The 19,773-nt window shown below is 63.7% G+C and carries 19 protein-coding genes and 1 tRNA gene; 6 read left to right on the top strand and 14 right to left on the bottom strand.

The window, feature by feature from the left end; genetic code table 11:
* Nucleotides 1-21: 21 nt before the first annotated feature.
* Nucleotides 22-531 carry a peptide-methionine (R)-S-oxide reductase MsrB gene (gene msrB, locus HUV48_RS06030; RefSeq protein WP_176266897.1) on the top strand — a complete coding sequence of 170 codons (510 nt, stop codon included), beginning with the start codon at nucleotides 22-24 and terminating at the stop codon, nucleotides 529-531.
* 27 nt (nucleotides 532-558) lie between these two features.
* On the opposite strand, the gene HUV48_RS06025 is transcribed toward msrB, so the two are convergent.
* From HUV48_RS06025 to HUV48_RS05995, 7 genes are all read right to left on the bottom strand, one after another.
* Nucleotides 559-2,343 (bottom strand): hypothetical protein, encoded by a 1,785-nt coding sequence (locus HUV48_RS06025; RefSeq protein WP_176266896.1) that lies wholly within the window; start codon nucleotides 2,341-2,343, stop codon nucleotides 559-561.
* Nucleotides 2,343-2,768, bottom strand: a complete 426-nt coding sequence (locus tag HUV48_RS06020; protein WP_176266895.1) for a GtrA family protein — start codon at nucleotides 2,766-2,768, stop codon at nucleotides 2,343-2,345. The genes HUV48_RS06025 and HUV48_RS06020 overlap by 1 nt, the downstream gene beginning before the upstream one ends.
* A gap of 30 nt (nucleotides 2,769-2,798) precedes the next feature.
* Nucleotides 2,799-4,406, bottom strand: a complete 1,608-nt coding sequence (locus tag HUV48_RS06015; protein WP_176267309.1) for an NAD(P)/FAD-dependent oxidoreductase — start codon at nucleotides 4,404-4,406, stop codon at nucleotides 2,799-2,801.
* 182 nt (nucleotides 4,407-4,588) lie between these two features.
* A complete protein-coding gene (locus HUV48_RS06010; RefSeq protein ID WP_176266894.1) occupies nucleotides 4,589-5,239 on the bottom strand; it encodes a PilZ domain-containing protein in 651 nt (216 codons plus the stop codon).
* Between the two features lie 142 nt (nucleotides 5,240-5,381).
* Nucleotides 5,382-5,466: transfer RNA gene (locus tag HUV48_RS06005), tRNA-Leu, on the bottom strand.
* Nucleotides 5,467-5,546: 80 nt separating this feature from the next.
* Entirely contained in the window at nucleotides 5,547-5,825 is a 279-nt protein-coding gene (locus HUV48_RS06000; protein WP_176266893.1) for an integration host factor subunit beta, read from the bottom strand.
* A 210-nt stretch (nucleotides 5,826-6,035) separates the two neighbouring features.
* A complete protein-coding gene (locus HUV48_RS05995; RefSeq protein ID WP_176266892.1) occupies nucleotides 6,036-6,377 on the bottom strand; it encodes a GntR family transcriptional regulator in 342 nt (113 codons plus the stop codon).
* Nucleotides 6,378-6,595: 218 nt separating this feature from the next.
* Here HUV48_RS05995 and HUV48_RS05990 point away from each other — a divergent pair, with 218 nt between their 5' ends.
* From HUV48_RS05990 to HUV48_RS05975, 4 genes are all read left to right on the top strand, one after another.
* Nucleotides 6,596-8,290, top strand: coding sequence for a peptide MFS transporter (locus tag HUV48_RS05990; RefSeq protein ID WP_176266891.1), 1,695 nt, complete (start codon nucleotides 6,596-6,598; stop codon nucleotides 8,288-8,290).
* Nucleotides 8,291-8,366: 76 nt separating this feature from the next.
* On the top strand, nucleotides 8,367-9,764 hold the full coding sequence (locus tag HUV48_RS05985; protein ID WP_176266890.1) for an amidohydrolase: 1,398 nt from the start codon (nucleotides 8,367-8,369) through the stop codon (nucleotides 9,762-9,764).
* Entirely contained in the window at nucleotides 9,761-11,146 is a 1,386-nt protein-coding gene (locus HUV48_RS05980) for an amidohydrolase family protein (RefSeq protein ID WP_176266889.1), read from the top strand. Before HUV48_RS05985 ends, HUV48_RS05980 begins: the two co-directional genes overlap by 4 nt.
* A gap of 117 nt (nucleotides 11,147-11,263) precedes the next feature.
* Nucleotides 11,264-11,623, top strand: coding sequence for a response regulator (locus HUV48_RS05975; protein WP_176266888.1), 360 nt, complete (start codon nucleotides 11,264-11,266; stop codon nucleotides 11,621-11,623).
* 5 nt (nucleotides 11,624-11,628) lie between these two features.
* Here HUV48_RS05975 and dxs read toward each other — a convergent pair whose 3' ends face one another.
* The 7 genes from dxs to rpe form a co-directional block, all read right to left on the bottom strand.
* Nucleotides 11,629-13,551 carry a 1-deoxy-D-xylulose-5-phosphate synthase gene (gene dxs, locus HUV48_RS05970; RefSeq protein ID WP_176266887.1) on the bottom strand — a complete coding sequence of 641 codons (1,923 nt, stop codon included), beginning with the start codon at nucleotides 13,549-13,551 and terminating at the stop codon, nucleotides 11,629-11,631.
* Between the two features lie 59 nt (nucleotides 13,552-13,610).
* On the bottom strand, nucleotides 13,611-14,078 hold the full coding sequence (locus HUV48_RS05965; protein ID WP_176266886.1) for a Fur family transcriptional regulator: 468 nt from the start codon (nucleotides 14,076-14,078) through the stop codon (nucleotides 13,611-13,613).
* A gap of 61 nt (nucleotides 14,079-14,139) precedes the next feature.
* Nucleotides 14,140-14,820, bottom strand: coding sequence for a peptide-methionine (S)-S-oxide reductase MsrA (gene msrA / locus HUV48_RS05960; RefSeq protein WP_176266885.1), 681 nt, complete (start codon nucleotides 14,818-14,820; stop codon nucleotides 14,140-14,142).
* Nucleotides 14,817-14,951 carry a hypothetical protein gene (locus HUV48_RS14495; protein WP_263970489.1) on the bottom strand — a complete coding sequence of 45 codons (135 nt, stop codon included), beginning with the start codon at nucleotides 14,949-14,951 and terminating at the stop codon, nucleotides 14,817-14,819. Before HUV48_RS14495 ends, msrA begins: the two co-directional genes overlap by 4 nt.
* 212 nt (nucleotides 14,952-15,163) lie before the next feature.
* Nucleotides 15,164-16,753 carry a bifunctional phosphoribosylaminoimidazolecarboxamide formyltransferase/IMP cyclohydrolase gene (gene purH, locus HUV48_RS05955; RefSeq protein WP_176266884.1) on the bottom strand — a complete coding sequence of 530 codons (1,590 nt, stop codon included), beginning with the start codon at nucleotides 16,751-16,753 and terminating at the stop codon, nucleotides 15,164-15,166.
* A 6-nt stretch (nucleotides 16,754-16,759) separates the two neighbouring features.
* Nucleotides 16,760-18,652: a heparinase II/III family protein gene (locus HUV48_RS05950; protein ID WP_176266883.1), complete on the bottom strand. Its 1,893-nt coding sequence runs from the start codon at nucleotides 18,650-18,652 to the stop codon at nucleotides 16,760-16,762.
* Nucleotides 18,649-19,323, bottom strand: a complete 675-nt coding sequence (gene rpe, locus HUV48_RS05945) for a ribulose-phosphate 3-epimerase (protein ID WP_176266882.1) — start codon at nucleotides 19,321-19,323, stop codon at nucleotides 18,649-18,651. Before rpe ends, HUV48_RS05950 begins: the two co-directional genes overlap by 4 nt.
* Nucleotides 19,324-19,487: 164 nt before the next feature.
* Here rpe and HUV48_RS05940 point away from each other — a divergent pair, with 164 nt between their 5' ends.
* Nucleotides 19,488-19,763: a PqqD family protein gene (locus tag HUV48_RS05940; protein WP_176266881.1), complete on the top strand. Its 276-nt coding sequence runs from the start codon at nucleotides 19,488-19,490 to the stop codon at nucleotides 19,761-19,763.
* Nucleotides 19,764-19,773 lie beyond the last annotated feature (10 nt).

The raw sequence follows: 19,773 nt of genomic DNA, 5'->3' as shown, positions 1-19,773 counted from the left end.
TGGCTGCGCTATGGTGAGCCCATGACCAAGACACGAGACGACACCCCCGAAACGAACCGCCGCACACTGCTCGGCTGGCTGGGCGGAACCGCCGCCTTTACCGCGCTGACCGCCTGCGGATCGGGCAAGGCGAATGCGAAGGAATATCCGGTTTCGCTAAGCGAGGCGCAGTGGAAGAAGCGCCTCACCGATCAGGAATTCCGCATTCTGCGCAAGGCCGGAACCGAGCGCCCCTATTCCTCGCCGCTCAATGACGAGAAGCGCAAGGGCACCTTCATCTGCGCGGGCTGCGACAATGCGGTCTATTCCTCGTCCACCAAGTTCGACAGCGGCACCGGCTGGCCGAGCTTCTGGAAAGCCATCGGCGGATCGGTCGGAACCTCGACCGATTACAAGATCGGCATTCCGCGTACCGAAGTGCATTGCGCGCGGTGCGGCGGGCACTTGGGTCATATCTTCAACGACGGACCCAAGCCGACCGGCAAGCGGCATTGCATCAACGGCGCCGCACTCGACTTCCGTCCGGCGTAACCGGGCGCGTTCCCGGCTGCGGAGCCGTCAATTGGCGACCCGGTAGACCTTTAGCAGCTCGCTGGAATACTGCGGCATCGGTGTCAGCCAGTTCGGCGTATCGTCGGCGCGAAGCCTTGCCGCGAGGCCGTCTTCGTTCTGCTTCTCATAGAGCTGCGGCTCGGGGAGGTTCTTGCAGAACACGACATATTCCGCGCGATGCGCTGCTACTGTCCTCTGCGCGTCCTCGGGCCCCCCCATGAACGTCGCGATGATGTCGTGCATACCGGCTTGCGCCCGGTGATGCCCGGTAGCGACGACCGAATGATGTGTCCGCAGAAGCAGATCGGGTCCGATGTCTATTGGCGCGAAGATGAGCGCAGGCGGCAAAGCGTTCAGTTCCGGCAGGGTTTCGTGCAGATTGCAGGAAGTTTCCGTACCGGCGGCTGCGGTATCGTCGTCAGAACCGTCCTCCCCAATCTTGCCCACTTCGCTCGCCTGGACGAACAGGCTCGGCAAGAGAAGGAAGGCAATCGCCACCGGCCCGACGATCTTGACGGCGATCTTGCGGCTGCCGGTCCACCATCCGAGCAATCTCATGGCAAGCCAGCCAAGCGGAATGGCCGCAATGGCCCCTGCGAATGCGAGCGATCGCGTGGTGACGACGCCGCCGATGATCGCTGCCAGCAGGATGAACGTATATTCGGCCCACCATACCCGCAGCCATGCCTTGTTCGTCAGCACCAGTGCAGCCGAGGCTCCGAGCGCGATCACGACCTGTAGAATTTGCGGAACCCAGAAACTCCACGGATAGACCCAGATCGGCCGGCCCTCGAAGACGTTGAGATACCAGTGCTCTTTCACCAACGGGTCGAGATTGCCGAAGGGGCTTCCCACGCAAACCGGCGACGCTGCCGCGAACAGGGCGAGCCCTACAGCGCCCGTGATCGCGAGCGCCGCCGCCGCTTTCAGCGGGGCGATGGCGGGCTTGGATGCGATAAGGGTCGTGCTGAGCGCGGCGAGGATAAAGAAGCCGAGATGGCTCGGCGTGATCACGTCGCAATGCGATGCCAGATCGCCGATTCCCCGCGTCAGAAGGAACAGCACCGTCATGCTGGCGGCAAGCGCGTTCAGGAAAGCTACCAGGCCGAACCGGTCACGTGCGTCGCGCATCCAGCGGAAGAAGAAGACGAGGCCGATCACTGCCGTCATCGGCAGGAGTTCGATTGATACCGACAGGCCTGTACCCAAGGCTATGCCCGCGACTATGCCGCTGTGCTTCATCGACCGCCACGACAGCGCCCAAACGGCGACGAGCAGGGCGAGGATCTGGTACGCGTGATGGTCGATCCGCATGGGCTGGATTTGCATCAGTACGAGCGGATAAAGGCCGAGGCTGAGACATGCAAATGCAGCGCCTTCGGTCCCGAAGAAGCGCCAGGCGAGCCTACCCACCACGGCCATGAACATGCCGAGGAGCAGCAAGGGCACGATCGCGAGCGTTATCGTTTCGGCCACGCTCGCGCCGAATATCGGGGTCAGCGCTACGATCAACAGGGCAAGGGGGACATCGACGATGCGCGACCAGTGCATGAGCACGCCTTCAGGCGGAGAAATCCGGTATTGATGCAGATCGAACCAGCCCTGTCCGCCCAGCAGATCGCGCACCTGAACCAGCCGCAGCAGATCGTCGGGATCGGGCGACACGCCGGAAACGATGTTCGAAAAGGTCATGCCGAGAAGAAGGCACGACACGAACAGCCAGGCCGCGACTATCGCCAGTGTCGGACGCTCGTCGCTGCGCAAGCGGCGATCGGTCAGCGGCCCGTGCACTATGCCGCCTCCGGCGCGATTAGATTGCGAAAGACGAGCTTCGCGCGGATCAGGTAGGTCACGCTGAAGCTGACGACGATGGCAAGGCATTTGGCCACGACCGGACTGAAGCCGATCGCGTCGGCCGCGCCCACGATCGCAATGGTAAGCACCAGTCCGACGAGGGCGGAGACGACGAAGAACGCCTTCTGCCGCGAGCGCTGGCTACCCCGGTCCGCGACGCCGTCAGCGAACACCAGCCTGCTCGAAAACAGCCAGTGCACCACGATGCCGAGCGTGTAGCCGGCAGCAGAAGCTGCGGCATCCAGCATTCCGGCTTGCACCAGAATGAGGAACGCGGCGAAGTCGGCTGCCAGCGCGGCGACGCTTGCCGCTAGGTAGCGCATCGCCTGCCAGTCCCCCAGTTTGCCGATCACTTCGCTCATCCCCTGACGCCCCTGTGTCCGCTACGCCGATCAAGCCGCGTCGCGCTTGTCCTGTGCGTCGGTGTCCGGTTCGGCAGCGATCCGCTCGGGCACGCCGCGCAGGGAGTTCAGTGCCGCAGCCTGGTCCGGCGTGATAGCCTCGCGCCGGTCCGCGATGCGCTTCTCCGCACCTTCGTCGCCCGCTTCGTGATACTCGGCGTCCTCGTTCACGCACCACGTATCGTAGATGCGCTCTCCGGCGAGAATGTTCTCGACCGTCAGCATCGCGGTCATCATTGCGTGATCCTGGTTGTTGTAACGGTGCATGCCGTTGCGTCCGACGAGGTGCAGGGTGGGGAATTTCTCTTCGAGTTCGGTGCGTACCTTCTCGACATTGGCGGCATAGTCCTCGTCATAGACGGGGTAGGCCTTTTCCTGCCGCACGACCGCGCCGCCGAAGACCTTTGCCGGATCGACGAGGCCGAGGATATCCATTTCCTTGGTGGCGAGAGCGACCAGGTCGTCGTCGCTCATCGACCACAGGCCGTCGCCTTCGAAGCAGAAATATTCGAGCCCGACGCAGGCGACATCCTCGTCCGGCACCATCTCCGGCGACCAGGAACGGAAGTTCTGCACCCGGCCAACCTTCACCTTGTCGTCGTGGATGTAGATCCAGTTGTCGGGGAACAGGTCCTCGCTGCGGATCATCAGCGCCACGGTCAGAAAATCGCGGTACTTGAGGTTCGATGCGTCGAGCGTCGTCTGGGGCAGCGGCTGGATCGAGCGAGCGAGCTGCCGCATCGGTGCGGAGGAGATCGCGTGTTCCGCCTCGATCACGGTCAGACCGTCCGGGCCGCGCGCGCTCATGCGCCAGCCGCCCTTGCCGTCGCTCGCGAGGTTCTCGAGTTCGTGCCCCATGATGACCTCGCCGCCCATGGCGATGATCTTGTCACGCGCGGTTTCCCACATCATGCCGGGGCCGAGGCGCGGATAGCGGAAGGTCTCGAGCAGCGTCTTCACCGCCTGCCCGTCGTTGGGTTTCTTGTTGAGGCCGAGGCTGCGCTTCAGACCATCGGTGACCGCACCCCATAGCGACAGGCCCTTGATACGCTGTGCCGCCCAATCCGCGCTCATCGTGTTGCACGGCATGCCCCACACTTTCTCGGTATAGGTCTTGAAGAAGATCGAATAGAGCTTGTGGCCGAACTGGTTGACCGTCCAGTCCTCGAAGCTTTTGACGTCCTTCTTCGGGAACAGCTTGTAGCGCAGGTAGGACACCATGCAGGCAGTCGAGCGGAGAACCCCGAGGTTCCACAGCGCCTCGAACGCGCGCAGCGGATAGCTGTAGAACTTGCCCTCGTAATAGATGCGACTCATGCGCGGACGCTGGATAAAGTCGTCGGGCAGGATCTCGTTCCACAGATCGACGACCTGCTGGCTCTTGGAGAAGAAGCGGTGGCCGCCGATGTCGAAGCGGTAACCCTCGTGCTCGACCGTGCGGCTAATCCCGCCGACGTAGGTTTCGTCCTTTTCGATGATGGCAACCGACTTGCCCTGTTTCGCGAGCAGATAGCCGGCGGTCAGGCCCGCGGGGCCGGCACCGATGATTGCGACGTCGACCTTCTTCGCACCTCCGCGATTGGCGGTGCGGGCGCTCATATCAACTGTGGACGTATCGGACATTATTTCCCCCTCGAACTGATGCTGCCCCGCCTGGGAGCCACGACTGGCGCGAAACGCTGCGCCGACCATGTTTCGAGGAGTGAAGGATATTGGTTAAAGGAAGCCTAACCGGGGATGTAAAACCGAAGGCAAGCGCAGAAAGCCTGCAGGGAAAGCGGTTAAACCTCCGGCCCGCCATAGGGTTGCTCGAGCAGGAACGGACACTGCAGCGACACGGCAAGCTGCGCGAATTCGCTCATCGAGAAAGTTTTGTCGAAGACGCAGCCATATAGCGAATCGCGCCGCCAGCGGATGGTGGCCCGAATTTCCGGCAAGGCGTCGGTTTCAATGCGAACCGTCTGGTCGACCGCGAAGATCTCGTCGGTCTCGAGCCGCGCGCCCTGCTGCGACAGGTTGCTGATCATCGCGTCCTTGCGGCCCGTCAGCATGACGATCTTGATCGGCAGGTGGATGCCGAGGCGCAGCTGGCGCTTGGGATAGTTCCAGTCGTCCTTCAACAGCCGCTCGATCGTGACGCGTTTCGTGAAGCGGAAGCTCGCCTGACCGGCTTCTTGCCGCACGAGGTGCATGTCGAAACTGTCGCCGTTCTGAAGCTCCAGCGTCATCGGCAGCCGGGTGGGCAGCGGATGGAATATCTTCACGCTGACGCCGGTCGCCGAGACATCGCGAATCACGCAGACGAACTCGCCCTGCGCGCAGACCAGTTTTGCGGCGCGGATCAGCGAGGTGAAGCGCTTCGCTCCGCGCTGTTCGCCGCTTTCGTCATCCGTATCAACTGACAAACTGCGCGGCGCTGACTGAAAATCCATTGAGCGAGTTTCCCTTTGCCGGCCTCCTCCGGACAGGATCGGCAGGGGTCGGCCCTGCAGATGTCCTCAAGGCTAGGAGGCAAGGGTTAATGCCCGGCTAAAACAGCCCTTTGCGGCGTTCTCGATTGCGTGCAATAAATGTTGGTGCGGGTGGCGGGACTCGAACCCGCACGATCAAGGATCAGGGGATTTTAAGTCCCCGGCGTCTACCATTCCGCCACACCCGCTGACGCTTCGCGCTTAATGGCGAGTGCGCGCATGGGCAAGGCAAGAGACGGATCGGAGCTAAGTCGGCGTGAGCTGCGCGCTAGTCGTTCAGAAGCTTGCGCATTTCCTTGCCCGGCTTGAAATAGGGGACCCGCTTGGCCGGGACCGAAACGGTTTCGCCGGTTCGCGGGTTGCGGCCCTCGCGCGGTGCGCGTTCGCGCGTCGAGAAGGCTCCGAACCCGCGCAATTCGACCCGTCCGCCGTCGGCGAGCCGCTTGGCGATCTCGTCGAAGAAGATATCGACCACCTGCTCGATCTCTTCGGCTCGCAGTTCGGGATTGTCCTTGGCCAGCGCCTGCAACAGTTCCGATCTGATCATCAATATGTCTCCACCGCCGCTTATGACGCGACTTCGCAACGCGGGCTTCGAATTGGCGCACCATTGCCCTGAGTGGCAGCGCCAGCGACCTCACATCGCATCACTCTTGCAAGTGTGGACGCGGTTATCCCAGGTTGCTTAACATATCCATAAAAGTTGCAGCAAGCCCCTGTTAGCAATCGAAGAGCAGTCTTCGCTTCCGTAGTACCTTCAGGCGCTTTGAAGGAGGTCGGCCGGGTCGATGCCGAGCCGTTCCATGCGGTCGCGGATGGCGGGCCATTCCTCGCGCAGGAACTGCTCCCGCTCGATGCGGTAAAGCCGCTGCGCCGCGCCTTCGACCACGAACATTCCCACCCCGCGCTGGACCGCGACCATGCCGTCGCTCTGGAACTGCTGGTAGGCCTTGGCCACCGTCAGCGGGTTGGCACCCTGCTCTGCCGCCATCGCGCGCACGGACGGGAGCATGTCACCTTCCTTGTAGCGCCCCTCGATAATGCCGGCCGCGATGAGATCGCGAAGCTTGAGGTAAACGGGGCGGGACTGCTGCGACATGGTGGGAGCCTTTCGGTGCTTCAGTGCCATAATACACCGATGCGCGTCAAGTTCCGCAGGTTCGGGTCCGAGGCAAACGCCTGAACCGGTCGACCGCGTTTTCAACCGTTTCGCCTGAAACTAGAGCTTCACATGAACGAAACAAACGTTAGGGTGCGCGTTTTCGGGGAGGGTCCGCGGACGGCGGGCCGACAACGATCGAGGGATAATCTTTCGTCATGATTGAAGGCGTTTTCTTCACTTTCGGTTCCGCGTTCGAGATGTGGGCCTTCCGCATCGCCGTGATCGCATTGGCCGCTTTTCTTATCGGCGGTATCGTCATCATCACGCGTCCGCAGCCGGAAGTCGTGGGTCATCCCAAGGGGCTGTTCCTGCTTTTCTTGGCCGAAATGTGGGAGCGCTTCTCCTACTACGGCATGCGGGCGCTGCTGATCTTCTATCTCGTCCAGCACTGGCTGTTCACCGATAGCGAAGCCTCGATCATCTACGGTGCCTACACCGCGCTCGTCTACATCACGCCGGTCGTCGGCGGCTACCTCGCCGACCGGTACATCGGCCAGCGCAAGGCGGTGCTGTTCGGCGCGGTCCTGCTGACGTTCGGCCACTTCTTCATGGCGTTTGAAGGAGACGGCTCGCTCGGCCAGGACAACCCGATGATCAACGTATTCTGGCTGGCGCTGGCACTGATCATCGTTGGCTCGGGCTTCCTCAAGGCCAATATCTCGGTGATCGTCGGACAGCTTTACAGCCGGACCGACCTGCGCCGCGATCCCGCCTACACCATCTTCTACATGGGCATTAACGTCGGCGCCGCGACTGCCTCCATCATCTGCGGCTACCTCGGCCAGACATACGGCTGGCAGTACGGTTTCGGCCTTGCCGGTATCGGTATGCTGCTCGGTCTAGTCATCTTCGTGCTCGGCAAGCCGCTGCTTCTCGGCAAGGGCGAACCGAAGGATCCGGCGAAGATTGCCGGCGGCAAGGAATGGGTCATCTACGGCGCGGGCCTGCTGATGGTCGCGCTGTGCTGGACCGCGATCCAGTACCAGGAACTGGTCGGATACGTCCTTGGCGCGTTCGGCGGCGGCCTTGTGCTGTACGTGCTCTTCACGGCGGTTACCAAACTGCCTTCCGAAGAGCGCGACCGCATCTTCGCCGCAATGTTCCTGATCCTCGCCTCCATCGTCTTCTGGGCGTTGTTCGAACAGGCCGGTTCCTCGCTCAACCTGTTCACCGACCGCCACGTCGATACGCAGGGCGTCAACGCCTCGATGTTCCAGTCGATCAACGCGATCTACATCGTGCTGCTGGCGCCGCTGTTCGCGATGCTGTGGCAGGGACTGGCACGCAAGGGCGCGGAGCCCTCGACCCCGCTGAAGTTTGGCCTCGCCATCATCCAGGTGGGCCTGGGCTTCCTGGTGCTCGTATGGGGATCGCAGAGCGTCGGCGTCAGCGTTCCGACGCCGGTGATCTTCATCTTCCTGATCTACCTGCTGCACACCACCGGCGAGCTCTGCCTGAGCCCCGTCGGCCTAAGCGCGATGAACCGCCTCAGCCCGGCTCACATGGCCTCGCTGATCATGGGTACGTGGTTCTTCGCTTCGGCTACCGGTAACTTCGCTGCCGGCCTGATCGCAGCGGCGACCGGCGCGGAAGGCGTCGGTGAGGAAGCGGGCAAGCAGGTCGTACTCGGCGTCTATTCGACCGTCGGCTGGTACGCCGTAGCTATCGGCGTCGCGGTCATGGTGGTCAGCCCGCTGATCAAGAAGCTGATGCATCTCGACACGCTGGTCGACGAGACGGTGGACGACGACCTCGACGGTCAGGCCGGAGCCGGTCTCGAGGCGCAGGAAGCGGGCATGCATCCCTCCACCACTCCTCAGGCGCCGGGCAAGCACGAGGAAAACCGCTAAGGTTTGAAAAACACTGGGCCGGGGCGGAAAAGCCCCGGCCCTTTTCATTGCAGCAACTCCTATCGGACCGGAACAGATGACCGACCGCAAATTTCTTCCCGCAATCGCACTGGCAGCGCTCGCCGTAACCGGCTGCGCGACCACCAATAGTTCGAACGACACCGCGTCCAGCGCGAGCAGCAGCGAGGCTGCGCCGCTCGGCGTCGATGGCCGTGCGCCCTACGCCTCGACCTACGAAGCCTATCCCGGCACGCCCACCGCGCTGGTCGGAGCCACCGTCTATGACGGCAAGGGCGGCCGGATCGACAACGGTACGGTATTGTTCTCGGACGGAGAGATCGTTGGCGTGGGCGACGCATCGCTTTCGACCGACGGCTATACGGTCATGGACGGCCGCGGGAAGTTCGTGACCCCGGGTATCATCGACATTCACTCGCATTTGGGCGACTATCCGACGCCCAGCGTGGACGCGCATTCCGACGGCAACGAAGCGACTAGCCCGACCACGCCCGACGTATGGGCGGAGCATTCGGTCTGGCCACAGGACCCCGGTTTCTCGCGCGCGCTCGCCAATGGCGGCATTACCGCGCTGCAGATCCTACCGGGCTCTGCCAACCTCGTCGGCGGCCGCTCTGTCACGCTCAAGAATGTGCCGAGCCGCACGGTGCAGGGCATGAAGTTCCCCGGCGCGCCCTACGGCATGAAGATGGCGTGCGGCGAAAACCCCAAGCGTGTCTACGGCAGCCGCGGCCAGAAGCCGTCGACCCGCATGGGCAACTTCGCCGTCAACCGCCAGACGTGGCTCGACGCGCGCGAATATGCGACCGGAGACCGCAGCGACCGGGATCTCAAGAACGAGACTCTGGCCGGTGTGCTCGACGGTGAGATCCTCGTTCACAACCACTGCTACCGCGCCGATGAAATGGCGCTCGTCATGGATATGGCGAAGGAGATGGGCTACAAGGTCAGCGCGTTTCACCACGCGGTCGAAAGCTACAAGATTGGCGACCTGCTACGCGAAAATGACGTATGCAGCGCCATCTGGGCCGACTGGTACGGCTTCAAGATGGAAAGCTACGACGGCATTCCCGAAAACGGCGCGCTGCTGTCGCAGGCAGGTGCGTGCGTGGTTATCCATTCGGACGACGAGAACGGCATCCAGCGCCTTAACCAAGAAGCCGCGAAGGCACAGGCTGCCGGTGCGCGCATGGGGATCGACATTCCCGATGCGGAAGTCATCCGCTGGCTCACTTTGAACCCGGCGAAGGCGATGGGCATCGACGGCATGACCGGCAGCCTCGAAACCGGCAAGATGGCCGACGTGGTGCTGTGGAACGGCGATCCCCTGTCGGTCTATTCGCGGCCAGAGAAGGTCTGGATCGACGGCGCGCTGATGTATGATGCGATGGACCGGAGGCGAAGGCCGATCAGCGACTTCGAGCTTGGCCAGCCGGGCGAAGGAGACGTGAAATGAGCATCCGCAGCAAATTACTCGCCGCTCTCGCGCTGATCGCCCTGCCCGCTGCCGCTTCGGCGCAGGATATGGCAATTACTGGCGTCACGCTCGCCACGGGTGACGGCAGCGATCCCGTCGAAGGTGCCACGGTCGTCGTGCGCGGCGGACAGATCGTCGCCGCAGGGCGCGACGTTGCCGTTCCCGGCGGAATGGAGACGATCGACGGTAGCGGCAAATGGGTAACGCCCGGCCTCTTCTCGGCGATGTCGACGCTCGGCCTGTGGGATGTCGGTGCGGTCGAGGAAAGCAACGACGAGGCAGCAGGCGACTCGCCGTTTGGCGCCGCGCTCGATGTCGCCCCAGCACTCAACCCTGCTTCTCAGCATGTGGCTATCAGCCGCGCGGGCGGCATTACGCGCGCAAGCGTATTCTCGCGTCCGTCGAGTTCCATATTCGGCGGTCAGGGTGCCGTCGTCGATCTCGGCGCGGACCCGGATATGATCGAAAAGCCGCGTGCGTTCCAGTTCGTGGCACTCGGCGAATACGGCGCACGGATCGCGGGCGGCAGCCGCACGAGCGCGCACGCCCTTTTGCGTAATGCCCTACGCGAAGCCCGCCAGTACGGTACGGATTCGCGCATCTCCGGCGTTCCGTCGCGACCGCCCGAGCAGACCACGGGCGACGATATTCCGCTCGATCCGCGTCTTGCCGACAACCAGACCGAGCGCGGCGACGATGTCCTGCTGTCGCGCTTCGACGCGGCCGCACTCGTTCCCGTCGTGAACGGACAGCAGCCGCTGTACGTTTATGCGGAGCGCGCCTCCGACATTCGCGAGGTACTGGCTCTTAAGCGGGACTTCCCCAACCTGCGCCTCGTACTCGTCGGTGCAAGCGAGGGCTGGATGGTCGCGCGTGACATCGCCGCTGCGGGCGTACCGGTGATCGCCGACCCGCTCGACGATCTTCCCGCAAGTTTCGAGCAGCTCGCCGCCACGCAGAGCAACGTGCCGCGGATGGTCCAGGCGGGTGTCCAAGTGGCCATCGGGGGCCTGACCGGCGGAACCGGCGATCAGCCGCGTAATCTGCCGCAATTTGCTGGCAATCTCGTAGCGCTTTCGAAGATACCGGGCGCAAGCGGACTGACTTGGGGTCAAGCCTTCGCCACCATCAGCTCGGTCCCCGCTGCCATCGCCGGATACGGGGATCGCTACGGTGTCCTTCGCGCGGGCGCCGCGGGCGACGTGGTTATCTGGGACGGCGACCCGCTGGAGGTTTCCTCGTCGCCGGAGCGGGTGTTCATCGACGGTGTCGAGCAACCCCTCGTCAGCCACCAGACCCGTCTGCGCGAGCGCTACCGCGACCTCGACGAAAGCGACCTGCCCAAGGCCTACGACTGGTAAGGCGCGGGGGGCGTTCCGGGAACGGTTCGCCCCCTGCCGCGCTTCTTTTAGCAGAGACGCAAACGAGCCGCCGCGTAAGGCACGCGTGCGGCCGTTTTTGCATGTGCCGAGGGAGACATGACAGAGCAATTGAAGATTCTCGTCGTCGAGGATGACTATCTCGTGCTGCTCGGAACGGTCAGCATGCTCTCTTCGTCAGGCCATACGGTACTTCAGGCGACTTCCGGACCGGAGGCGCTGGGGATCATGCGTGAAACGGCGGATATCGACGTTGTCCTGACCGACCAGAAGATGCCGGACATGACCGGCATCGAACTGGCCGAGTTGCTTCACGAACAGGGTTCGCAAGTGCCGGTCATTCTCGTGACCGGCTACAGCGACATCGCCGAAGAAGAGCATCCGGCGATCGCCGCCTGCCTCGTCAAACCCTATTCGTCGAAGGCACTCAACGATGTCTTCGCGCGGCTTTTTGGCTGAAGGCGTTACGCGCGCGCCTCTTCCACTCCGGCGGAGTTGTGGCGCAGGGCCGTCAGGACCGTCTCGACGATCTGCGGCGCATTGAGGCCCGCCTCGTCGTACTGTTTTTCGGGTGCGTCGTGATCCTGGAACATGTCGGGCAGGCGCATGGTGCGCACCTTCAGCCCGTTGTCGGTCAGCCCGTTGTCGCTCGCGTAGGTAAGAACATGCGCGCCTAGGCCGCCGATTGCCGCTTCCTCGATCGTCAGGACGATCTCGTGGCTGCGCATCAGGCGCTCGATCAATTCGGTATCGAGCGGTTTGGCGAAGCGCATGTCGGCGACCGTGGTGCTAAGGCCCTTCGCTTCGAGGTCGTCGGCTGCCTTCTCCGCTTCCGCCAGGCGCGTGCCGAGCGACAGGATCGCGACCTTCTTACCCTCGCGGATGATCCTGCCTTTGCCGATCTCCAGCTTCTGCGGCGTGTCGGGCATTGCGACGCCCGTGCCTGCTCCGCGCGGATAGCGGAACGCGATCGGTCCATCATCGTATTCCGCTGCGGTGTAGGTCATGTGGACCAGTTCGGCTTCGTCTGCCGCCGCCATTACGACGAAGTTAGGCAAGGTGGCGAGATAGGTCACATCGAAGCTGCCGGCGTGCGTGGCACCGTCCGCTCCGACCAGTCCGGCGCGGTCGATCGCGAAGCGCACCGGCAGGTTCTGGATCGCAACGTCGTGGACCACCTGGTCGTAGGCGCGCTGCAGGAACGTCGAATAGATCGCGGCGAAGGGCCGCATTCCCTGCGCGGCTAGGCCTGCGGCGAAGGTCACGCCGTGCTGCTCGGCTATGCCGACATCGAAGGCCCGGTCGGGATGCGCCTGCGCGAACTTGTCGACGCCGGTCCCGCTCGGCATCGCGGCGGTAATGGCGCAGATGCGCTTATCTGTTTCAGCCAGCTTGGCGAGTGTTTCGCCGAAGACGTTCTGGTAGTTGGGCGGTCCGCCGCTCGATTTCTTCTGCTTGCCGGTGATGACGTCGAACTTCGCGACGCCGTGGTATTTGTCGGCGCTCGATTCTGCGGGCTCGTAGCCCTTGCCCTTCTTGGTAACGACATGGACGAGCACCGGGCCCTGCCCGCTATCGCGGACGTTCTCGAGTACGGGCACGAGGTGGTCCAGATTGTGGCCGTCGATCGGGCCGACGTAATAGAAACCGAGTTCTTCGAACAGCGTACCGCCGGTCACCATCCCGCGGGTGTATTCTTCCGCTTTCTCGAGACCCGAATGCACCTTCCCCGAAAGCTTCTTGGCGAAGCGCGAGGCAAGGCTGCGCAGGCCGAGATACTCGCTCGAGGATACCATCCGCGCGAGATAGGCGGACAGTCCGCCGACCGGCGGCGCGATCGACATATCGTTGTCGTTGAGGATCACGACGAGGCGGTTGCCCGCCTGCTCGGCGTTGTTCATCGCCTCATAGGCCATGCCGGCGCTCATCGCGCCGTCACCGATGACGGCAATCGCCTTGCCCGGCTGGCTGTTGAGCTTGTTGGCGACCGCGAAGCCCACACCTGCGCTGATCGAGGTCGAGCTGTGCGCTGCGCCGAACGGGTCGTATTCGCTCTCGCTGCGCTTGGTGAAGCCGCTCAGCCCGCCGCCCTGCCGCAGCGTGCGGATGCGGTCGCGCCGCCCGGTGAGGATCTTGTGCGGATAGGCCTGATGGCCGACGTCCCAGATGAGCCGGTCGTCGGGTGTATTGAACACGTAGTGGATGGCGACGGTCAGTTCCACCACGCCGAGACCGGAGCCCAAATGGCCGCCGGTCGATCCGACGGCGTCGATCATCTCGGCACGGAGTTCGTCCGACAGCTGCCGCAGTTGGGCTTTGTCCAGCTTCCGCAGCTGGGGTGGCTCGTTCACGGTGTCGAGCAGCGGGGTAGAGGGTCTCTCGCTCATCACCCCGGTCTAGCCGGAGCACGCGCGCTTGTCGATGAACCGTTTTTACCGGCGATACGCTATGCGCATTCGTTGCAGATGCCGCGCAGTTCCACCACCGGGCGGACATTGCTGAAGCCTTCCAGACGGCCACTGTCGCGCAGCGCACCGGTGAGCTTGTCGTCGTCGAAATGGCTGGCCGCGCCGCATTCGTCGCAGATCAGGAAGATGCAGTCATGGCGGCAGCCTGGATGGGTGTTCACCAGATAGGCGTTGGCGCTCTCGATCCGGTTGGCGAGATTGGTCCGCACAAACAGGTCGAGAATGCGATACACACTGTTCGGCGCGACGCGCTTGCCACGCGACTTTGAGAGATTGTCCGCAATGTCGTAAGCCGAAGCGGGCCGTTCGTGCCGCGCCAACTCCTCGAAAACCGCTTCGCGCATACCCGTCCACTGTTCGCCGGAATCGGTCAGCGATTGCCGGGCCGCGCCGACGAGATCGCTACCGGAGTGTTCTTCGTGCGAATGGTGGGAATGCGCGTTCATGGACCTCGAAATAGGCGCGGCCGTACGCGCATTCAAGCGCGGCGGCGTGACAGCGCCTGCGTCAGTCGCGCTTGAATTCGGCGCGGTAATGCTTCGGGTAAAACTTCTTCAGCGCGGCGATCTTCGGCTTGTCCCAACGCTGAATATACCCGTGGCGCGGGTTCTTCGCCGCGAAATCCTGATGATAGTCCTCTGCCGCATAAAAGGTGCGCGCCGGCTCGATCGAAGTCACGATCGGCTTCTTCCACAAACCCGACTTCTTCAGCTGCCCGAGATAGGCGGCAGCGACGGTCCGCTGCTCCTTGCTGAGGGGTACGATCTCGGCATCGTAATGCGCGCCTCGGTCCGGTCCCTGCCGGTTCTTGAGCGTCGGATCGGCAACGACCGAGAAGAAAATCTGCAGCAGTTCGTCATACCGCACGACCTTGGGATCGTAGGTGACTTTGACCGCTTCCACGTGATCGGTAATGCCTGAAGATACGAGGTTGTACGAAGCCTGCCGCTTCGTGCCCCCATGATAGCCAGAGACGGCGCTGTGGACGCCCTTTACGTGACTGAACACGCCTTCGACGCCCCAAAAACAGCCGCCGGCGAAAATCGCAGTCTTGAGGCCGTAGCCTTCGGTTGCCTTGCGAGCGGCAGCCGGTGCCTCGACCGGATTGTCGAGCGCGAGCGCGGGCTGCCCGCAGGCCGAGAGCGTCAGCGCGGTAGCGGCTGAAAGGATAGCTACGCGAAACTTCACAGGTTAATCGCGGCCATCGCCTGCGGAATAACAGCGCCGAGATCGAAATTGCCCTGCGACACGACGAACGCGCCGCCAACGGCGAAGCCGATTGCGAAATTGCGGAACAGGTCGGAGCGGAGGAAGCTCATAGCGTTATCTTTCTGGTCTTCTTTTTCTCGTTTCGGTTTCGAACCTACCGCAAAGCCACTTTCAATATAGTGAATGCATCGTTTAGCTTTGGTTCGGCAAACCCGCCTCTCGGTAGGTCCGATATGGCAGCTACGTGGGATTTGGCCGTTTGGATGCAAGGCGCGGCCCCGCGCGCTGGTCGGGCGCGGTCGGCGTTCCGTCGAACGGACGATCAGTGGCGGAAGTGGCGCATTCCCGTGAACACCATCGCAAGACCTGCTTCGTCGGCGGCGGCGATGACTTCCTCGTCGCGGATGGAGCCGCCCGGCTGGATGAGCGCGGTCGCGCCCGCTTCGGCGGCGGCGAGCAGCCCGTCCGCAAAGGGGAAGAACGCATCCGAGGCGACCGCGCTCCCCTTGGTGCGCGGCGCGTCCCAGCCGAAGGTCTCGGCCGCTTCCTCGGCCTTCATCGCGGCGATCCGGGCGCTGTCGCGGCGGTTCATCTGGCCCGCTCCGATGCCTGCGGTCGCGCCGTCCTTCGCATAGACGATGGCGTTCGATTTGACGTGCCGCGCGACCGTCCAGGCGAAGAGGCAGTCCTTCATTTCCTGCGGGGTCGGGGCGCGCTTCGTAACCACCTTGAGGTCGCCTTCCGCAACTGCGCCAGCGTCGCGGTCCTGCACCAGTATTCCGCCGGCGATAATCGCGAGCGTCTGACCCGGTCGGCGCGGATCGGGCAGGCCATCGGTCAAGAGCAGGCGCAGGTTCTTCTTCTTCGCGAAGACCGCGCGCGCGGCCTCGTCCCCGCCCGGCGCAACGACGACTTCGGTAAAGATTTCCGCGATCGCTTCTGCCGTCTCCTTGTCGAGCGGACGGTTGCACGCGACGATCCCGCCGAATGCCGAAACGCTGTCGCAGGCGAAGGCCGCCTTGTAGGCCTCAAGCAAGCTGCCTGCCTGCGCCACGCCGCATGGGTTGGCGTGTTTGACGATAACGACTGCCGGATCGCCATCGCGGAACTCGGCGGCCAGTTCCAGCGCCGCATTGGCGTCGTTGTAATTGTTGTAGCTCAGTTCCTTGCCCTGCACCTGCTCCGCCTGCGGAAGGCCGTTCGTGTGCGGACCCGACGGCAGGTAGAGCGCCGCCTGCTGGTGCGGGTTCTCACCGTAGCGCAGCGAGCCCGCGAGCTTACGCGTCATGCTGACCGAGGCCGGGAACCGCTCCGCCTGGTCGGCATAGGCGAACCACTGGCCGATCATCGCGTCATAGGCGGCGGTCGCCGCGAAGGCCTTCCCGGCCATGCGCTTGCGGAACGGATGAGAGGTTCCACCGCCTTCACGCTCCATTTCCTCGACCAGATCGCCGTAGTCAGCAGGGTCGGTCAAAATGGTGACGAATTCGTGGTTCTTAGCCGAGGAGCGCACCATGCTCGGCCCGCCGATATCGATGTTCTCGATGATCTCTTCACGCGGTGCGCCGCGCATGACGGTCGCCTCGAACGGATAGAGATTCACCACGACGAGGTCGATCGCGCCGATTTCGTGCTCGTCCATCGCCGCAGCGTGTTCGGGATTGTCTTGAATGGCGAGGAGACCGCCATGCACCTTGGGATGCAGCGTCTTAACGCGTCCGTCCATCATCTCCGGAAAGCCGGTCAGGTCAGATACGTCGCGCACGTCGAGCCCTGCTTCGCGAAGTGCCTTCGCCGTCCCGCCGGTCGAAACCAGTTCGACGCCGCGCTCAGCCAGCGCCTTGCCGAGTTCGGCAAGACCAGTCTTGTCGGATACGGACAGGAGCGCCCGTTTGATCGTACTATCGTGCAAAGTAATTCAGCCCATTTTCTTGAGCAGCCAGGGAAAGCGTCCCCCGCCGCGTGAGGTCAGCCCGCAGATCACGATCTGCTGCGTGGGGCGCGGTTTGCCCTGCGCATCGATCCACAAGCTCTCTTCGATTTCGATCTCGCCGTCGTCGGCATCGCTACCGAGCCGCATCTGCCAGTACGATCCGTCCGGTAGCGCCAGCCCCACGCCGCGCTTGTCGTCCGAGAGACCTGCCTCGACGCCCGGGCCGAGGTGGAAGCGGATGGCGAAGCCGATCTTGCCGCGCTTGCCCTTCTTCCCCTGCGGCACGAGCAAATCCTCGCCGCGCAGTTCCTCGCCGTCGTCGCGCAGGATCAGAATGCGCCGGTGGAGCAACCCGTAGCGCGAGGCGTAACCGTCGTGGCTCGCCTCCAGCTTCACCGCACCGATGTCGCGCTGACGGATGGTGGCGCGGGCAATGTCCACTTCCTCGACGCCCTTCCCGATCTGGCCCTTGATGAGGATTGCGGTGGAGTTCGCATCGTCCAGCGTCAGCGTCGAATGCGCTGCCGTGGCACGCAGCCCCTGCTCGATCCGTACCGGCGTCAGTCCGCCAGCGTATTCGGCCCCGCCGCAGTTCACGATGATCCGGTGCGCGCCGCTCGAAAGCTCGAATGCGAGAGTAGAGGCGCAGCCGAAGCGCGCGTGCTTGCTGCGCGGAGGAGGCGCTGCATCGAACTGCAGCACCGTCTTGCGCGCTCCGATCCGCTGATAGCCCCACTGGCGCATGTCCTTGCCCGGCCGGGCGCGGATATTGCTCGCATCGATCAAGGCAGAGACCTGCGCGGCAGATACTGCGCCGGCACCCTGCCAGCTTCCGAGACCCCCATCTCCGTGCCGCAGCGCGAGCAGCGGCGGCACCAGCAGCGCCATCATCGTATCGACCGCCTGCGGCGGATCGCGGTCCATCGCCGCGTAGCAGGCGGTAAGGTCGATCAGGAGCGCGATCGCATCCATCTGCGCGAGCGGACTGCGCGAGAGGACGCCGCCGTCCTCGCTCGCCAGATCGCCGAGCGCGCGGATCAGCCCGGCCTCGCCGAACAGTAGCCGCGCGCGCCCGTCGGGAAGCAGCAGGCCCGCCGCGACGATACCGCACCAGCCGGCAAGCGCTCCAAGCTCGTCATCCGCAGACTTCACATGCCGGTCGAGCCAGCGTGCCGTATCCTCCATCGCACCTAGCGTCCGCAGCCGCAGCGCTTCGTCTTCGCCCGACAGGAGCAGCGGCGCGTGGACCATCCAGTTCAAGAGGCGCCGCCCGGTGTTCTCGACCGACCACGCCTGCCCCTTTGCAGGCTGCGGGTTGGCGTCGAGCCAGCGCGTCAGGATGCGCTGCGCGACCGGAACGCACTGCTCGCGCGGGGCACATCCGGCAAGATCGGGCAGCCAGGTGAAGCCGTGGATCGTGCGCTGGAACGGCGGCGTCAACCGGGCGGAAGACTCCATGTCCACCTGCGACAGCGGCGCCTTGAGGCCGTGAACGAGGAAATGTCCGGCTCGCAAGGCGACCCCGGCCGCGCGCTCTCCGGCAAGCGGGCTCTGCGGGGTACCGAGTAGCCGTGGCTTGGCGGGCTTGCGAAACGGCGAGGCCAGCACCGAACCCGGCACGCCGAGGCCATAGGCGAAGCGCATGAACGCTTCGAGCGGATTGCCGAGCGGCGCGCTGAAATCCGCGATCGCCAGCGACTTGGATGGTTCGAGCGGCTGATCGTCCGCAATATGCGTGTGCGGCTGTTCCACCACTTCCGCCTCGACTGTTTCGCGCCGCGTCGGCTCGCGTTTTTTCTTTTCGAGCGGCAGGGCTGGCTGGACGCTGGCAGGCGCACGCACCGCCTTGTCCTTCTCGATCTTCTGATCGACGCTCATGCTGCCATCCGTCCTTCGCGGCGCAGCGCCGCGATGTTGTCGGCATATTGCGCCGCCCCGCCTTTGAAGGTCGCCGAGCCTGCCACGAGCACGTCGGCTCCCGCCTCGATGCATCGACGCGCCGTCTCCGGATTGACGCCGCCGTCCACTTCGAGGTGAATGTCACGGCCCGATGCATCGATCCGCGACCGGATGTCGGCGATCTTGGCGAGCTGGTTCTCGATGAAGCGCTGCCCGCCGAACCCCGGATTGACGCTCATCACCAGAACGAGGTCGATCTGGTCGATGAGGTAGTCGAGCGTATCGACCGGGGTCGCCGGATTGAACACTACGCCGGCCTTCTTGCCGAGCGCCTTGATCGCCTGCACTGTGCGGTGGATATGCGGTCCAGCCTCGGGATGGACGGTGAGGATGTCCGCGCCGGCCTCCGCGAAATCTTCGAGATACTGGTCGACGGGCGAGATCATCAGATGCACGTCAAACGGCTTCGATGTATGCGGGCGGAGCGCCTTCACGACCGCGGGACCGATGGTGATGTTCGGTACGAAATGCCCGTCCATCACGTCGATATGGATCCAGTCCGCGCCGGCCTCGTCGATTGCGCGCACTTCCTCGCCGAGCCGCGCGAAATCGGCGGACAGGATGGAGGGAGAAATCAGCGGGCTTGTCATTCGGGACGACCTGACGTGGAAGACTGACGGAAAAGCGCGTGCGACCACTGGCGGCGATATATTGTGGGTGGGGGGCCTCACAAGCCGCTAGCCGCCTCTTTTCCACACCGTTCCCAGCCGGGGAGCGATTGCAACGGTCTGGCTGCTGGTCCAGAACCGGTGCCATGACGGCTTACCGAAAATGCACCGAGCGCTTTCTGGCGACCGAAGTCGATGACGAACTGATCCTGCTCGACATGGAAGGCGGCGAACTGCTGTCGCTCGAAGGATCGGCGCGCGCAATCTGGGGCGCCATCGACGGTAGGCGCGGCGAGGCGGAAATCGCTGCTGAGGCTGCCGCCGGTTTTGCAGGCGATGCGCAAGCGATGGAACGTGAGGTGCGCGACTTTCTCGGCGAACTGACCGCCGCCGGCCTCGTCCGCAAGGAGGGTCGAGCGTAGCGGCAGAGGC

Origin of the sequence: Qipengyuania atrilutea (assembly GCF_013370205.1) — a bacterium.
GTDB lineage: Bacteria > Pseudomonadota > Alphaproteobacteria > Sphingomonadales > Sphingomonadaceae > Actirhodobacter > Actirhodobacter atriluteus.
This window is presented reverse-complemented; position numbering and strand designations above follow the sequence as displayed.

Bases quoted from the DNA above. Each gene is read 5' to 3' on its own strand.
- msrB (WP_176266897.1), top strand. From the start codon at position 22: ATGACCAAGACACGAGACGACACCCCCGAAACGAACCGCCGCACACTG.
- HUV48_RS06020 (WP_176266895.1), bottom strand. From the start codon at position 2,768: ATGAGCGAAGTGATCGGCAAACTGGGGGACTGGCAGGCGATGCGCTAC.
- HUV48_RS06015 (WP_176267309.1), bottom strand. From the start codon at position 4,406: ATGAGCGCCCGCACCGCCAATCGCGGAGGTGCGAAGAAGGTCGACGTC.
- HUV48_RS06010 (WP_176266894.1), bottom strand. From the start codon at position 5,239: ATGGATTTTCAGTCAGCGCCGCGCAGTTTGTCAGTTGATACGGATGAC.
- HUV48_RS06000 (WP_176266893.1), bottom strand. From the start codon at position 5,825: ATGATCAGATCGGAACTGTTGCAGGCGCTGGCCAAGGACAATCCCGAA.
- HUV48_RS05995 (WP_176266892.1), bottom strand. From the start codon at position 6,377: ATGTCGCAGCAGTCCCGCCCCGTTTACCTCAAGCTTCGCGATCTCATC.
- HUV48_RS05990 (WP_176266891.1), top strand. From the start codon at position 6,596: ATGATTGAAGGCGTTTTCTTCACTTTCGGTTCCGCGTTCGAGATGTGG.
- HUV48_RS05985 (WP_176266890.1), top strand. From the start codon at position 8,367: ATGACCGACCGCAAATTTCTTCCCGCAATCGCACTGGCAGCGCTCGCC.
- HUV48_RS05980 (WP_176266889.1), top strand. From the start codon at position 9,761: ATGAGCATCCGCAGCAAATTACTCGCCGCTCTCGCGCTGATCGCCCTG.
- HUV48_RS05975 (WP_176266888.1), top strand. From the start codon at position 11,264: ATGACAGAGCAATTGAAGATTCTCGTCGTCGAGGATGACTATCTCGTG.
- dxs (WP_176266887.1), bottom strand. From the start codon at position 13,551: ATGAGCGAGAGACCCTCTACCCCGCTGCTCGACACCGTGAACGAGCCA.
- HUV48_RS05965 (WP_176266886.1), bottom strand. From the start codon at position 14,078: ATGAACGCGCATTCCCACCATTCGCACGAAGAACACTCCGGTAGCGAT.
- HUV48_RS14495 (WP_263970489.1), bottom strand. From the start codon at position 14,951: ATGAGCTTCCTCCGCTCCGACCTGTTCCGCAATTTCGCAATCGGCTTC.
- HUV48_RS05950 (WP_176266883.1), bottom strand. From the start codon at position 18,652: ATGAGCGTCGATCAGAAGATCGAGAAGGACAAGGCGGTGCGTGCGCCT.
- rpe (WP_176266882.1), bottom strand. From the start codon at position 19,323: ATGACAAGCCCGCTGATTTCTCCCTCCATCCTGTCCGCCGATTTCGCG.
- HUV48_RS05940 (WP_176266881.1), top strand. From the start codon at position 19,488: ATGACGGCTTACCGAAAATGCACCGAGCGCTTTCTGGCGACCGAAGTC.